Below are 13,769 nucleotides of genomic sequence, written 5' to 3'. Positions count from 1 at the left end.
GTCCCACGGTGCGTCGGCGGTCCGTTCCGCGCTCACGGGAGTATCAACGGCCCGATCAACACACCCATCAGGTGGACGCGCCGGGCGTCGAGACGCGGCGGAACGAGCCCGAGGATGCCGGCAACGACGAACACCGCGACGCCGACGCCGCCGGCGAACGCGAAGGAGAGTCCCGCGAGGAGACAGAGGACCCCGACCGAGATCCGGGTGTAGTCGGCGTTCCCCACGACGCGGAGGTACGCGTCCCCGAGAAGTACTACGAGCGCGAATCCGCAGACGGCGGCGATGGCGACCGAGACGAGTAAGATCGGGAGCGCGAGCGGGACGGACGCGCGCTCGACGGCGACCATGACGCCGGTCCGGGGCGTTCCGAGCGCCGCGAGCGCGAACAGCGCGAAGACGGTGTTCGCCGTGTTCGCCCCGCTCGTGGCGACGACGAACCCGCGATCCGCCTCTCGGCGCGGGACGGCCGGAAGCGCGGCGACGGCGGCGATGGCGGCCGAGACGCCGGGCACGTAGCCGACGACCGCGCCCGACAGCGAGCCGGCACCCGCGGTGACGCCGAGATCACGTCTCCCCATCGTTATCCGGGCGTCCGACTGCGGCGGGACGCCGTCGCCGCCGAGCGCGTCGACGAGGACCGGTGCGCCGAACAGCCCGGTGAAAAGCGGCGCGAGCATCCCGCCCGCCTCGAGCGGGGCCGCCGGATCGACGTCGAGCGTCACGACGCCGAGCGCGGCGCTCGCGAGGAAGGCAACGAACCCGCCGACCGCGGCGCGTCTCGATGACTCCGTGAGCACGAGCAGGGCGACGACACCCGCCAACAGCCACGGGAGGTGTGCTCGAACCGTCGGGTAGCCGCGGACCATTACCCACGTTATCGGTACCGCGAGGGGAACCGCGAGCGCGACCGCCAGCCCGGAGCCGACCGCGGAGAGCCGGAGCGCCTCGCGGCCACGGCCGGCGATCACGAGTCGGTGGCCGGGCAGCGCGGCGATCGCCGTCGCCGCGTCCGGGACCCCCAACGCCAGCGCGGGCACGATGTCGAGAAAGGAGTGGACCACGCCCGCGCCGAGCATGGCGACGCCGACGAGGAGCGGGTCCGCGGGGATCGAGGGGGCGACCCCCGCGAGCAGCAGGGCGAAGTTGTTCGCGTGGAGCCCCGGAACGAGCCCGCTCACGGTGCCGAGCGCCGCGCCGGCGGCGAGAAACGCGAGCGCCGCGGCCGCGAACGTCGGGTCGACGACGGGGTGGACCAACGCGTCCATCCCGGCGAGGTGGCCGCGGCTTTCGGGATAAAGGTCGGGGAGTACGTCGTCGCGACGACGAGCGGAACTACGCGAGTTGGGCCGACTGCGCCTTCTTGCGGGTGATATACCCGGCGATGCGGTTGCGGACGCCCTTCGACTCGACGGTCGTCAGCGCCGTGACGCTCTCCTTGTTCGTCTCGAAGTCCGTGTTAAAGGAGTCGGGGTATCGCTCCAGCAGGACCTTCCCGAGCTGCTTGATGTACTTGGGTTTGATGGCCATACGGAGCGGTACCGCCGGCCCGAACTAAAAGGGTTCGTTCCGCCGCGAGCGGCTGTGAGCGCGTCTCACCCTCCCGGTCATTCGTCGATCCGACCACTGGCGCGGTCGCACCAGCCGGTCGCCTCGTCGATCCGTGCGAACGCCTCGCGCTCGCGCGGGCCGCCGCAGCGCTCGACGACGTCAGCGAAGTAGCGAAGCCGGTCGACGAGCACGTCATCGTCGAATCCGGCCACGTCGAGCCGCGAGGCGGCCACCGTGGCGTCGATGACCGCGCCGAACCCGCGGTTGATCGTCGGCACCCGCTCGGCGAGGACCGCGCTCTCGACCGGGTCCAGCTCCCACGTTCGGACCGTCGTCTCGCCCTCGGTGCGTTCGTCGACCCGCTCGACGGTCACCTCGACGTACGCGTCCGCGTTCGGTACCACGGGCTCCGCGGACTCGTGGACCGTCAGCGCGGCGTCGACGAACTCCCGCGGGTCCGACGTGAACTGCACCACGCCCTCGCCCCGCTCCGTGAAGTTGCGCCAGGTCCGGGTCCGACCGTACGTCCGGGCGGTTACCGCCGCGTCCGGACCCGTCGGGTCCTCGGGCGCGTGGAGCCCGAGCGCCGCGACGTTCCACAGGTCGTTCGGCCCGAGCGTCGCAACGACGGCCTCGGTGACGCCGCGGAGCTCGACGGGCCAGCCGGACGGGGTCCCCTCGCCGGCCTCGGCGCTCCCCTCGCCGGCCTCGGCGCTCCCCTCGCCAGTCGGATCGCTCATGCTCGCACCTCCACGCCTCGGCGGAGGGCGACGTACAGCGCCGCACACGTCAGGTCGGCCGTCGTGCCCGGATTGATCCCCTCCTCGACGAACGCGTCCGCGAGGCGCTCGGCGGCGTCGAGGTCGATCCGGTCGGCGAGGGGGGCGTCCGTGTCGTCGCCGTCGACCAACTCCGCCGCTCGACGGCTCGCCTCCCGGGCGACGTCCGGGCCGTGGTTCGTCGCCACGAGCGTGTCCGGCTCCGCCGCGAGGAGCGTGATGAACGCTCGAGCGGCCCGGTCTACGACCGGCCCCTCGTCGGCCGCGATCCGCTCGGCCGCCCGGAACGTCCGCGGGAACCCCTCCATCCACTCCTGTGCGTTGCGGTCGGGGATCGATTCGGGCTCCCCGCGCTCGTCGTCGGAACCGGCTCCGAGCGCCAGCACGTCGCGAAGCGTGAGCCCCCGATCCCGAAGGGTCGCCTCGACGGTGCGTCCGCGACGCACGTCGAGGTCCGCGGCGTCGGCCGGCGGCTCCCCGACCGCGACGTCGACGTGCTCGAACGCGGTATAAAAGGCGACCGCGTCGTCGACCGTCGTGTCCCGCGTCACGCGGTCGACGTCCGTTCGAGAACAGTCGCCGTCGACGGATCGGTCGCCGTCGACGGATCGGTCGCCGTTGACGGATCGGTCGCCGTCGACGGTTGCTTTTATAAGTGGGATCAGGAGGAGCAGACAGCCGAACTGCGTGTTCGTCCCCGCGCGGTCGGCCATGCCGGCGACGGCGCGCTCGAAGGCGACACCGACCGGCTCCCCGCGCTCGGCCCGCTCAAGTCCGTCCCGCGCGCCGACCGCGCCGCCGAGGAACGACTCGAACCGGAGGTCGGTGAGATCGCGCTCGCGATCGACGTTTCCGGGTTTGGGCGTCCCGGCGACCTCGAGGAGGAGCGCGAGGGTCGCGTCGTCGGCCGGGGTGCGTCGGGGCGGCGACGAACGGCGTCCGGCTCCGCCGTTCGGGTCGGATCCGGTCATGCTAGCTCCTCCGTACCGGCGTTCGCCGACGGGTTCAACTCGCCGTCGCGCCACGCCGCGACCGCGTCGGCGACCCGACGGAGGACGCGGTGGTCGTCCGGGCGAGTCGGTCGACCGACGCTCACCGCGTCCGCGCCGTGGGCGGCGTACTCCGCGACGGTTTCCCTTCCCCGAACGCCGTTGTTCGCGACGAGCGTGAGCCCGAGATCGTTCGTCGCGATATCGGTCGCGAGAGCGGCGACGACCGGCTCGGAGTCCATCGCGTCGACGTGAAGCCAGTCGGCTCCCGCCGCCGCGACCGTCTCCGCGACTGCGGAGAGGTCGACGCCGGGAACCTCCGTCCGAACCTTCACGCTGACCGTCGCTCCCGTCCGATCGGCCGCCGCGGCGACGAACGTCGCGAGCCGGTCGACGTCCCGTAACAGACTCTCGCCGCAGCCGACCGCACACAGCTCCGGCTGCCGACAGTGGGCGTTGATCTCGCAGACCGCACCGTGGTCCGCACACACCGCCGCAGCCTCCCGGATCGGGTCGACGCTCGCGCTCCGGACGTTGAATCCCGGGCGGATCGGTACATCGGCGACGGCCGCGAGCTGTTCGGTTATGAACTCGACCGGATCCGCGGGGAGGAACTCCGACCGATCGCGGGCGACCAGGTCGCGTGCGGCCGCCCGGCTCGCGGGGTCGAGCGCGATCCCACCCAGGATCGCGGCGTCGACGTGCCCGCCGACCGCTCGCGCCCACGCCGCGTCGGCCTCGCCGCTGAGGCTGGCGGCGACGAGGAACGGGTCGTCCCGCGACTCGCGTTCGGCGTTCGACGAGGGAGGTCCGCGACTCGGCGGTGACGTCACGCGACCGCCTCCAGCGCTCGCTTGCAGGCGCGAGCGACTCGTTCGGCGTCGTTCGCGTCGTCGATACGGGTGTCGGTGTACTCGACGTGGCGGTCGCGGTCGTCGTCGACGGCTCGCTCGAGGTCGGTGTCGTCCGCGTCGTCGAGGACGAACGCGTCCGCGAACGGGTACGCCGTCGCGACGCCCGCGGTCGATGGTTCGTAGCCGACGCCGGCCATCAGCTCCGCTGCGGGCCCCGAAAAGACGTCGTCTCCGACGAACGGGGAGACGGCGACGACGGGCGTGTCGGCGAGCGCCTCGGCGATTCCGGGCACCGCGAGCATCGGTCCGATGCTCGTAACGGGGTTCGACGGGCCGACGACGACCGGGTCGGCGAGCGCGTCGAGCACGGCGTCGGTCGGCTCGGCCGCCTCCGCGCCGCGGAACTCCACGTCGGCGACCGCGGGCTCGCCGCGGCGCGCGACCCAGTACTCCTGGAAGTGGATCCGCGCTCCGTCGGTCGTGTGAATCAGCGTCGCGACCGGGTCGTCCGACATCGGGAGGAGTTCGACGTCGAGACCGAACGCGTCCGCGAGGACGCGTGTCGCCTCGGTGAGCGTCGACCCCTCGTCGAGGAGACTCGTTCGCGTGACGTGGACCGCGCGGTCGCGGTCGCCGATCTCCATGAACTCCGCGATCCCGGAGAAGCGCCGCCATCTCGCGATCTCCCGACCCGCGGTCTGTGCGTCGTCGTCGAGGTAGCGCGGGCCGCCGTCGAGCTCCGCCGCCTCGGCGAGACGCACCAGTTCGTCGTGGGTCGCCGTGGTGTCGTCGGCGATCCCCCACCACGTCTCTCGGTCGAGGACGTCGCCGCCAGCGAAAAGCACCGTGTCGACGTCCGGACAGACGAGGTGACCGCCGAGCTCGACGTCGTCGCCCGTGTTGCCGACGACCGTCACGTCGGCGGGATCCCAGACGCGCGTCGCGTTCTCGCGATGCGACGCTCCCGTCGCCCCGTCGAGCAGCTTCGGCGTCCCCGTCCCGCCGGCGAGGAACGTGACCATACCGGCGCAAGGTCGTGGGGGGGTTTGTATCCTCGGCTCCGGGACGGGCGACCGCGACCGTGGGAACGGCCATCACCGCTCCACGGGAACCGTGATCGGGACCCAACACCTCGATCGTCGCCCGAACCGCCCACGATCGCCGCTCGCGATCGTCGCCCGAACCGCCCACGATCGCCGCTCGCGATCGTCGCCCGAACCGCCCACGTTTAAGCCCGAGTCGCCCGCGAGGCGTAGTATGAACGTGGATATCGGCAACGCGCTCGGAACCACACCGGGCGTCACGGAGGCGGGATTGGAGCGACTCGACGACCGGGTCGCGGCCGCACACGAACGGATCGAGCGTGGGATGGGAACCGACGAGTTCGGGTACGCCTCCCTGAACCTGCCGGAGACCGCTGACCCGGCGGCGATCCGCGCGGCGACCGAGCCGTTCGGCACGCCCGAGGCCGTGCTCACGGTCGGCATCGGCGGGAGCGCGCTGGGCGCGATGACGCTGTCGGACGCGCTCGGCGGCGACGTCGACGCGTACGCGCTCGACAACGTCGACCCCGATCACGTCGAGCGGTTCCTCGCGGACCTCCCGCTCGCGGACACCGTCGTCAACGTCGTCTCCAACTCGGGGACGACCGCGGAGACGCTCGCGAACTTCCTCGTCGTCCGCGAGGCGATGACCGACGCCGGCGTCGATTGGACCGAGCGAACCCTCGTCACGACCGGCGAGGAGGGGAACCTCCGGCGGCTCGCCAACCGGCACGACCTCCCCGCGCTCGACGTGCCCGAGGGGGTTCCCGGGCGCTTCTCGGTGCTCTCGACGGTCGGCCTCGCGGCCGCGGCGCTGCAGGGGCACGACGTCGAGGCGGTGCTCGCGGGCGGTCGCGACGGGATGGACGCGCTCGCGGGGTCCCTGTTCGAGTCGCCCGCGTACGCCTACGGTGCGACGACGTACGCGCTCGCCCAGCGCGGCGCGCTCACGAACGCGGTGATGCCGTACGCGGAGTCGCTGGAGACGTTCGCCGAGTGGTTCGCACAGCTGTGGGCCGAGAGCCTCGGTAAGGACGGGCTCGGACAGACGCCCGCTCGCGCGCTCGGCGCGACCGACCAGCACTCCCAGCTCCAGCTGTATCGGGCGGGTCCGCCGGACAAGCTCGTCACGCTGGTCCGCCCCGAGGAGCGCGCGACGACCCCGATTCCCGAAACGGAACTGGAGGGGCTCGCGTACCTCGGCGGCTCCTCGCTCGGCGAGCTGCTCGACGCCGAGTTCGAGGCGACCGAGGCGAGCCTCGCGGCCGCGGGCGTCCCGAACGTGCGCGTCGAGATCGACCGCGTCGACGAGCGTGCGCTCGGCGAGTTGCTGTTCGGGATGGAGGCGGCATGCGTGCTGTACGGCGAGCTCGCGAGCGTCTCGACGTTCACCCAGCCCGCGGTCGAGTGGGGGAAGCGCGCGGCCCGCGGCCTCCTCGGTGGCGGTGAGTTCCCGGAGGCCGAGGCGGTCGCGGACAAGCGGGAACTCCGGATCGATCGGTCCTGATCGCGGCCGACCGGCGAGCGCGTCTTTCGGAGCGGATAAACCGTCTCCGTCCGTACCGAACGGTAATGAGCGGTGGTCCCGAGGACGGCACCGGAAACGAGGCGGACGGCGGGTCGACGCCGCTCGACGCCGTCGGCACACCGATCGAGGAGCTCGCACGGCTCGCGAGCGCCGCCTTCGCGGTCGTGTTCGCGCTGGTCGTCGCATCCGCGATCACCGCGCCGGTGACCGGGATCGCGGTCGATCTCGGCGTCGTGACCGAGGAGACGAACGCGTGGCAGGTGCTTCGAACGGTCGTCCAGTTCGGCGGATTCCTGCTTGCAGCGCTCGGCTACCTCGCGATCACGGGAGAGTGGGACGTCGTCGGGATCGAGCGCCCGACGCTCACTGATGCCGGCCTCGTCGTCGTCGTCGGCCTCGCGCTGTTGGTGCTCCAGTACGGCGCGCTGTTCGTCCTCGGGAGATTCGGGGTGACGACCGGACAGAACACGGCGACGGTCGCGGCGGGCGACCCCGCGAGCTACTACCTCGCGATGATCGTCGTCTCCCTGCTCGTCGTCGGTCCGGTCGAGGAGCTGCTGTTCCGCGGCGTCGTACAGGGCGGACTCCGGCGGACGTTCGACGCGCTCCCGGCGATCCTGATCGCGAGCCTCCTCTTCGGGATCGTCCATCTGCCGGCCGTCGACGGGTCGTCTCTCGAGCAGCTCGCGTACGTCGGCGTGGTCGTCGGGCTCGGCTGCCTGCTCGGCTTTCTCTACGAACGAACGAACAACGTGCTCGTTCCCGGACTCGCCCACGGCGCGTACAACGCGGCGATCTACGCGTTCCTGTTGGTCGGCGTCGCGTGACTCGCTTCGGGGGTCGAGCGCACCGACGCCGCACGAAACACCGAAGTCCCCGGCCCGTGACGGGACGGTCGATGGCCTCCGGAGACGACGGACCGGGGTTCGCGTGTGCGGAACCCGACTGCGATCGGGCGGCCGCCGTTCGACTCTCCGTCCCGTGGGACGAGGACCGAGTCGTCTGTCCGGCCTGCGCGCGGGCGCTCGTCCAGCGAGACGGCGTCGTCGCCGAACCGCTCGACGGACGCGAGGACGAGTGGCCCTAGCAAGCGTCTCGCTCGGCCGGTCGGATGACGCGTTCGGTCGGATGGCGCGTTCGGTCGGGGTGGGGACGCCGTGCGTTTCTCCGATTCGATAACTGGACCCCCGGATTCATCACCCGGTCGATCAGACGTTCGCGTATGTCGATCACACGGCGTCGAGGCCTCGGTCTGCAGGACAGGTACGAGGCGTTGCTCTGGTGGACGATGGACGCGGTGGGCGTGACGGAGTCGATCGAACGCAAGGTGATCGCGGCGGTCGGGATCCAGTTTCTCGTCACGCTCGCGATCTTCGTCACTCCGTTCGTGTTCTCCGGGACGGCTTGGTACGTTCTCTCCGGCGCGCTGTTCGGTGGCGCGGTCGTCGCGATCTACAACACCGTACTCATCATTCGGCGGGACTTCTCCGAGCCGATCCGCGAACTGGAGCGGCGTGCAGACGCCGTCGCCGCGGGCGACGTCGAGGGAGCCCGAAGCGACGGAGTCGGCGATGACGTGCTCGCGACGGCCGCCGACCAGTCCGACGAGATCGGCGGACTCACCGAATCGTTCGTGGGACTACAGGGATACCTCGATACGGTGTCCTCGCAGGCGGAGGCGCTCGCGGACCAGGAGTTCGACGACCCCGCGCTCGACGAGGCGGTGCCGGGCGCGTTCGGCGAGTCGCTCTCGCGGATGGCCGAGAACCTCGAGGCGTACACCACGGAGCTCGAAACCCTCGTCGACGCGTTCGGCGACGCGGCCGAGCGCGCACAGGGCGGCGATCTCACGGCGACCATCGACGCGTCGGCGCTGGCGCTCGACGACCGGGAACGGTACGCCGAGTTAGTGGACAACTACAACCGACTCGTCGGAACGCTCGCGGAGACGCTCGCGCAGGTCCAGTCGTTCACGGTCGACGTCGACGGCGCGAGCGACGACGTCACCGTCAGTATGGACGAGGTCGACGACGCGAGCGCGGAGGTCGCACAGTCGGTGCAGGCGATCTCCGACGGAGCGACCGAACAGACCGAGGAGCTGCAGGCGGTCGCAGACGAGATGAGCACGCTGTCGGCGACAGTCGAGGAGATCGCGGCCTCGGCGGACGACGCGGCCCACACCGCGCAGGGTGCCGCCGACAGGAGCCGCTCCGGTCGCGAGGCGGCCGAGGAGGCGATCGCGGAACTCGACCAGCTCGAGACGCGGATCGGTGACACGGCGACCGCGGTCCAAGAGCTCGTCGAGCGGATCGGAGAGATCGACGAGATCGTGTCCTTCATCGACGAGATCGCGGAGGAGACGAACCTGCTCGCGCTCAACGCGTCGATCGAGGCGGCGCGTGCTGGCAGCTCCGGAAACGGATTCGCGGTCGTCGCCGACGAGGTAAAGGGGCTCGCCGAGGAGACTCGCGAGTCGGCCGCGGAGATATCCGGTCGGATCGACGACGTGCAGGAGGCGTCCGCCGACACCGCCGCGGACGTGCAGGCGATGGAGTCGCGAGTGTCCGACAGCGTTCACACCATCGAAACCACGCTGCGGGAGTTCGAAGAGGTCGGCGAGGAGGTGTCCACGGTCAACGAAACGGTCCAAGAGATCAGTAATGCGACCGACGATCAGGCGAAAACGACCCAGGAGGTCGTCGACATGGTCGACGAGATCGCCGACATCAGCCGCCAAACTGCGACGGAGTCGGAGACCGTCGCGGCGGCGGCCGAACAGCAGACTGCGACGGTCTCGGAAGTGACCGAACGGACCCACGCGCTGTCGGAACGGTCGGACGACCTCCGGTCGCTGCTCGACGGCTTCGTCGTCAACGGCTCCGGTCACAACGACGGCTCCGGTCACAACGACGGCTCCGGTCACAACGACGGCTCCGGTCACAACAACGGTTCCCCGCTCGGCGCGACGTCGTCGACGCGGGCCCCGATGGAAGTCGGGCAGGATTGACGTCCTCCCCGCCGATCAGGACGGGGACTCACGCTTCGATCAGCAAACTGGTTTCGTTTGTTCCTGGCTATTCGTTATGGTGGCGGACCCACTCTCCGATCGGAACGAATTCGGTCTCGCCACACGCGCCGCAGGATACGGGTGGTTCGAACGCACGCTCGCCGGATGAATCCTGAACCGGCGTACCCGCATGGGTTACTTGGCAGTTCTCACAAACGAACTCTTCGACGTGTTCTGGGCTATGCGCCATGATCCCATCTCAAATCCTACACATATAGTTAACGTGTGAATATGCTTCTCGCTCCAAGTCCACGAACGGGCCCGTTATTTCCACCCGATGAGATAATGAAACGATCATACCGTTTCACGCTGTAGTACGTCTGGATACGTGATCTCGATGGAGCCAAAATGTCCGTTCAGAACGGTGTGCGTGGATGAGGAGGGAACTGTCGGATTCATCCTCGCGCTAAAGCCTGGGTCCGTCTCCGTGATTTTCCACAACAGTCGATTATCAACGGCGTTAATCGGCGTGTAACCCTTTTCACCCGGGACGGTGAGCGTCGGACATGGAACTGTCTCGACGCGGCGTGCTCGGCGGAATCGGTTCCGTCTGTGCGATCGGCGCGATCGGGTTCGTCGGCGCGTCCAGCGTCGACGACCCGTCGGGCGAGAACGAGCCGAGCGGAACCGACGACACGACGACGGGATCGGACGAGGGGGACGCGATGTACGTCGACGCGGATCCGACCGCACCGTTCGAGGCGCGACTCGTCGGCGCGGACGCGACCTACGATCTGTTCGACGCGAGCGGGCTGGTCCACGTCGAGGGCGTCCATCCGGACGACGGCGAGCACCTCGTCGTCATCGAACTGGGCGAGGGGGCGGTCGACGCGGTTCGCGCCGAACTCGACGAGCGTGGGGTCGTCGACGAGCCGTCGGCCTTCGAGATCAGGATGACCCTCGACGACGTGGAGATCCGTCGGATCGAACTGGACGACGCGACCGTCGACGCGCTACGCGATGACTCCTGGCAGGGCGTCGTCACGCTCCCGTTCGAGGACCCCGACGTCGCCGAGGACGTGTACGAGTCGCTCGCGGCCGAGTGAACTCAGGGGGACGGTGTGCCCCGTTGCGTGTCGAGCCCGACGACGTGACAGCCGTTAACTTCCGTGCGGTCGAGGGGGTGTGCATGGGAGACGCGAGCGGACCGGACGGGGGTAGCGAGGTCGACGAGAGGGGAGACGCCGGGACGGACACCGAGGACGACGACGAGACGGACACCGAGGACGACGCCGAGTCGCGACGACCAACGGGGCGTCCGTGCCCGTTGTGTGGCGCGTCGATGTTCCATCGACACTGCAAGTACGTCTGTCCCGCTCACGGCGTCGTGTACGACTGTAGTGACACCTTCTACTGATGGTTCGTCGGTGGCCCATCGCTCTCCTCGCGCGCCCGCGTGCGAACTGTTATGCCTTTGGAGTCCGTTCTTTTCGCGTATGACTGACCCGCTTTCAACCCTCCGACCCGACCGATCGATGTCGCCATGGTAGGGAGGACCCAGGTCGCTCGGAGCAAGCGGATCCAGCGACGCACCGGGAAGACGTTCCACGTCGCCACGCGGCTGCTTCCGAAGCGGATACGTCACCCGACGTACGTGTTGTACGGGTTCTTCCGCACGGCCGACGAGATCGTCGACGCGGAGGAGACGCTCCCTCCGGACGAACAGCGGGCGGAGTTCGAGCGGCTTCGTCGGATAGCGGTCGGCGAGGAGCCGACCGACGACCCTGTCCTCGACGCGTTCGCGACGGTTCGCGAGGAACACGGGATAGCCGCTGCCGACGTCCACGCGTTCCTCGACGCCATGGAAAGCGACATCGACACCGAGCGGTACGAGACGTACGCGGAACTCGAGGCGTACATGAACGGGTCGGCGGCCGCGGTCGGGCGCATGATGACCACGATCATGGACGTGGAGCGTCCGGAACTCGCGCTCCCGCATGCGACCAAACTCGGCGAGGCGTTCCAGATGACGAACTTCCTCCGGGACGTTCGCGAGGACGTCGTCGATCGCGACCGGGTGTACCTCCCCGTCGAGACGCTCCGCGATCACGGCGTCGACGAGCGTCAGATCCTGAATCTGGAGTTCGACGACGACGTCGCTGCCGCGATCAGGACGGAGCTCACGCGAACCGAGCGACTGTACGAGGAGGGCGTTGCGGGGATCAAGTACCTCCCCGAGGACTGCCAGCTGGCGGTGTTGCTGGCGGCGGTGCTGTACGCGGACCACCACCGACTGATCCGGAACCTGGGGTACGACACGCTGTCGACGACCCCAGCGCTCTCCTTCCGCCGGAAGATCGGGTTGCTCGTGCGGACCCGCTGGAAGTGGCAGTGGAACCGCGACCCCGAGTCGATCTTCTATGAGGTGTCTCACGGGTTCGACTCCGACGCGGGGCGTCACGGACACGGGCCGCCGGACCCGACGATCCTCCGAACCGACTGAACCCGACGATCCTCCGAACCGGTTGACCTGCCCCCGGCAGGGACCACCGGCGGATCGTCGCGCCCTCGATGGGATTCCGGACCGAGCTTTCGCTCCGAACCGCTCCGTCTTCCGTTCCATCGAATTCCCCGTCTGTTCTCTCGTCTGTTCTCTCGTTCGCTCCATCGTTTCCCGTTCTACTCCGTGTGTTCTGGGACCGGATCGCCCTCGTTGGCCACGGCGTCTCAAACAGGTTTTGGTCGGCCTAAATCGGAAGGCTTTTTTAATTTAGGTCGGCCTAAATAAGATATGGTGGATGAATCCCCCAGTCGATCCGAATCGCTCACCGGACGCCGCCGGTTCCTCGGGCTCACAGCAACCGCCGGTGCCGTCGGCGTCGTCGGTTGTCTCGGTGGAGACGACGAAACGGGCGATTCAGGCGATTCGACGGGCGGTGACGGCTCCGACGGTTCGACGGGGAGCCCCGACGACGAGCCGTGGGACGCGCCGCTCGACTCCACGGCGGTTTCGTGGGACGATCTCGGCGACTTGGAGGGTGAGATCACGGTGTACTCCGGACGGACCAGAGACCAGATCGATCCGCTGTTCGAGGCGCTCGAATCGGAGTACCCGGACCTGACGATCAACCGCGACTACGACGACAATTCGGCCCAACTCAACAAGCTCCGCGAGGAGGGTGACGCCTCCCCCGCCGACGTCTTTTACACCCAGTCGTCGGGTGCGCTCGCCGCGTTCAAGCAGGACGGGCTCACACGCGATCTCCCGGCCGACGTCGTCGACGCGATCGACGGCAACTACAGCGACCCCGACGGACAGTGGACCGGCGTATCCGGCCGCGTTCGGGCGATCCAGTACAACACCGAGCTGTGGGACGGCGACGCGGACGACTTGCCCGACGACATCTTCGCGTACGCGGAAGACGACCGGTTCGAAGGAATCATCTCCACCCGGCCGAACTCCGGGACGTTCCGGTCGTTCATCGTCGCGATGATCGAGATGGAAGGGGAGGAGGCGACCCGCGAGTGGATCCGCGGGATGGTCGAAGACCAGGACGCAACGCTGTACTCCAGCGGCTCCCAGCAGGCCGAGGAAGTTCACTCCGGGAACCAAGTCGTCGGACTGGGTAACCAGTACTACGCCGGCCGAATCTTGAGCAACAACCCCGACTCGCCGCTCGACGTCGCGTTCACCAACAACGATCCCGGCTGTCTGTTCAACGTCTCGGGAGTCGCGATCCCGCAGGCGACCGACAACGTGAGTCTCGCCGCGGAGTTCTGCCGACACGTCCTCGCCGCCGAGGGCCAGGAGTTCTTCGTCGAGACGAACGGCGAGTACCCCGTCGTCGACGGCGTCGACTACGTCGGTGACCTCCCGGCCCTCTCGGAGATCAACCCACCGGAGTTCGACCTCAACGCCCTCGCCGACGTCGAACGGGCGGTCGACCTGCTTCGTGAGGAGGGCATGACCGTTTAACGGGGAAGCCGACCACTCGACGACTTCCGTGGGCACTTCGGC

Annotated in this window: 14 protein-coding genes; 8 read left to right on the top strand and 6 right to left on the bottom strand. The window is 69.0% G+C overall.

Annotated elements, in window-relative coordinates:
• Positions 1-32 precede the first annotated feature (32 nt).
• From ACNSN7_RS06850 to cofD, 6 genes are all read right to left on the bottom strand, one after another.
• A complete protein-coding gene (locus tag ACNSN7_RS06850) occupies positions 33-1,268 on the bottom strand; it encodes a tripartite tricarboxylate transporter permease (protein ID WP_418281526.1) in 1,236 nt (411 codons plus the stop codon).
• A gap of 67 nt (positions 1,269-1,335) precedes the next feature.
• Positions 1,336-1,530 (bottom strand): 30S ribosomal protein S17e, encoded by a 195-nt coding sequence (locus tag ACNSN7_RS06845; RefSeq protein WP_418281525.1) that lies wholly within the window; start codon positions 1,528-1,530, stop codon positions 1,336-1,338.
• Between the two features lie 77 nt (positions 1,531-1,607).
• Positions 1,608-2,291 carry a DUF447 domain-containing protein gene (locus ACNSN7_RS06840; RefSeq protein ID WP_418281524.1) on the bottom strand — a complete coding sequence of 228 codons (684 nt, stop codon included), beginning with the start codon at positions 2,289-2,291 and terminating at the stop codon, positions 1,608-1,610.
• Positions 2,288-3,301: a triphosphoribosyl-dephospho-CoA synthase gene (locus tag ACNSN7_RS06835; protein WP_418281523.1), complete on the bottom strand. Its 1,014-nt coding sequence runs from the start codon at positions 3,299-3,301 to the stop codon at positions 2,288-2,290. Before ACNSN7_RS06835 ends, ACNSN7_RS06840 begins: the two co-directional genes overlap by 4 nt.
• Positions 3,298-4,152 (bottom strand): tRNA-dihydrouridine synthase, encoded by an 855-nt coding sequence (locus ACNSN7_RS06830; RefSeq protein ID WP_418281522.1) that lies wholly within the window; start codon positions 4,150-4,152, stop codon positions 3,298-3,300. The genes ACNSN7_RS06835 and ACNSN7_RS06830 overlap by 4 nt, the downstream gene beginning before the upstream one ends.
• Positions 4,149-5,195 (bottom strand): 2-phospho-L-lactate transferase, encoded by a 1,047-nt coding sequence (gene cofD, locus ACNSN7_RS06825; protein WP_418281521.1) that lies wholly within the window; start codon positions 5,193-5,195, stop codon positions 4,149-4,151. Before cofD ends, ACNSN7_RS06830 begins: the two co-directional genes overlap by 4 nt.
• 235 nt (positions 5,196-5,430) lie before the next feature.
• On the opposite strand from cofD, the gene ACNSN7_RS06820 reads away from it, so the two are divergent.
• From ACNSN7_RS06820 to ACNSN7_RS06785, 8 genes are all read left to right on the top strand, one after another.
• Positions 5,431-6,723 (top strand): phosphoglucose isomerase-related protein, encoded by a 1,293-nt coding sequence (locus tag ACNSN7_RS06820; RefSeq protein WP_418281520.1) that lies wholly within the window; start codon positions 5,431-5,433, stop codon positions 6,721-6,723.
• A gap of 65 nt (positions 6,724-6,788) precedes the next feature.
• Positions 6,789-7,571, top strand: coding sequence for a CPBP family intramembrane glutamic endopeptidase (locus ACNSN7_RS06815; RefSeq protein ID WP_418281519.1), 783 nt, complete (start codon positions 6,789-6,791; stop codon positions 7,569-7,571).
• A 71-nt stretch (positions 7,572-7,642) separates the two neighbouring features.
• Positions 7,643-7,831, top strand: a complete 189-nt coding sequence (locus ACNSN7_RS06810; RefSeq protein WP_418281518.1) for a DUF8014 family protein — start codon at positions 7,643-7,645, stop codon at positions 7,829-7,831.
• Between the two features lie 201 nt (positions 7,832-8,032).
• The gene (locus tag ACNSN7_RS06805; protein ID WP_418281608.1) at positions 8,033-9,751 is read left to right on the top strand and encodes a methyl-accepting chemotaxis protein; all 1,719 of its coding nucleotides are present in this window, start codon (positions 8,033-8,035) and stop codon (positions 9,749-9,751) included.
• A 566-nt stretch (positions 9,752-10,317) separates the two neighbouring features.
• Positions 10,318-10,857 (top strand): hypothetical protein, encoded by a 540-nt coding sequence (locus ACNSN7_RS06800; RefSeq protein ID WP_418281517.1) that lies wholly within the window; start codon positions 10,318-10,320, stop codon positions 10,855-10,857.
• A gap of 83 nt (positions 10,858-10,940) precedes the next feature.
• Positions 10,941-11,168 carry an HVO_2523 family zinc finger protein gene (locus ACNSN7_RS06795; RefSeq protein WP_418281516.1) on the top strand — a complete coding sequence of 76 codons (228 nt, stop codon included), beginning with the start codon at positions 10,941-10,943 and terminating at the stop codon, positions 11,166-11,168.
• A 126-nt stretch (positions 11,169-11,294) separates the two neighbouring features.
• A complete protein-coding gene (locus ACNSN7_RS06790; RefSeq protein ID WP_418281515.1) occupies positions 11,295-12,254 on the top strand; it encodes a phytoene/squalene synthase family protein in 960 nt (319 codons plus the stop codon).
• A 288-nt stretch (positions 12,255-12,542) separates the two neighbouring features.
• The gene (locus tag ACNSN7_RS06785) at positions 12,543-13,727 is read left to right on the top strand and encodes an extracellular solute-binding protein (protein ID WP_418281514.1); all 1,185 of its coding nucleotides are present in this window, start codon (positions 12,543-12,545) and stop codon (positions 13,725-13,727) included.
• The last annotated feature ends 42 nt before the right edge of the window (positions 13,728-13,769 follow it).

The sequence above is a fragment of the Halorubrum rarum genome (assembly GCF_048380895.1).
Taxonomy (GTDB): domain Archaea; phylum Halobacteriota; class Halobacteria; order Halobacteriales; family Haloferacaceae; genus Halorubrum.
The sequence above is the reverse complement of the archived record's forward strand: the minus strand, read 5'-3'. Positions and strand labels throughout refer to the sequence as shown.

Excerpts from the sequence above, each read along its gene's own strand:
- ACNSN7_RS06850 (WP_418281526.1), bottom strand. The coding sequence starts at position 1,268 with ATGGACGCGTTGGTCCACCCCGTCGTCGACCCGACGTTCGCGGCCGCG.
- ACNSN7_RS06840 (WP_418281524.1), bottom strand. The coding sequence starts at position 2,291 with ATGAGCGATCCGACTGGCGAGGGGAGCGCCGAGGCCGGCGAGGGGAGC.
- ACNSN7_RS06835 (WP_418281523.1), bottom strand. The coding sequence starts at position 3,301 with ATGACCGGATCCGACCCGAACGGCGGAGCCGGACGCCGTTCGTCGCCG.
- ACNSN7_RS06820 (WP_418281520.1), top strand. The coding sequence starts at position 5,431 with ATGAACGTGGATATCGGCAACGCGCTCGGAACCACACCGGGCGTCACG.
- cofD (WP_418281521.1), bottom strand. The coding sequence starts at position 5,195 with ATGGTCACGTTCCTCGCCGGCGGGACGGGGACGCCGAAGCTGCTCGAC.
- ACNSN7_RS06815 (WP_418281519.1), top strand. The coding sequence starts at position 6,789 with ATGAGCGGTGGTCCCGAGGACGGCACCGGAAACGAGGCGGACGGCGGG.
- ACNSN7_RS06805 (WP_418281608.1), top strand. The coding sequence starts at position 8,033 with ATGGACGCGGTGGGCGTGACGGAGTCGATCGAACGCAAGGTGATCGCG.
- ACNSN7_RS06800 (WP_418281517.1), top strand. The coding sequence starts at position 10,318 with ATGGAACTGTCTCGACGCGGCGTGCTCGGCGGAATCGGTTCCGTCTGT.
- ACNSN7_RS06810 (WP_418281518.1), top strand. The coding sequence starts at position 7,643 with ATGGCCTCCGGAGACGACGGACCGGGGTTCGCGTGTGCGGAACCCGAC.
- ACNSN7_RS06845 (WP_418281525.1), bottom strand. The coding sequence starts at position 1,530 with ATGGCCATCAAACCCAAGTACATCAAGCAGCTCGGGAAGGTCCTGCTG.
- ACNSN7_RS06790 (WP_418281515.1), top strand. The coding sequence starts at position 11,295 with ATGGTAGGGAGGACCCAGGTCGCTCGGAGCAAGCGGATCCAGCGACGC.
- ACNSN7_RS06785 (WP_418281514.1), top strand. The coding sequence starts at position 12,543 with ATGGTGGATGAATCCCCCAGTCGATCCGAATCGCTCACCGGACGCCGC.
- ACNSN7_RS06795 (WP_418281516.1), top strand. The coding sequence starts at position 10,941 with ATGGGAGACGCGAGCGGACCGGACGGGGGTAGCGAGGTCGACGAGAGG.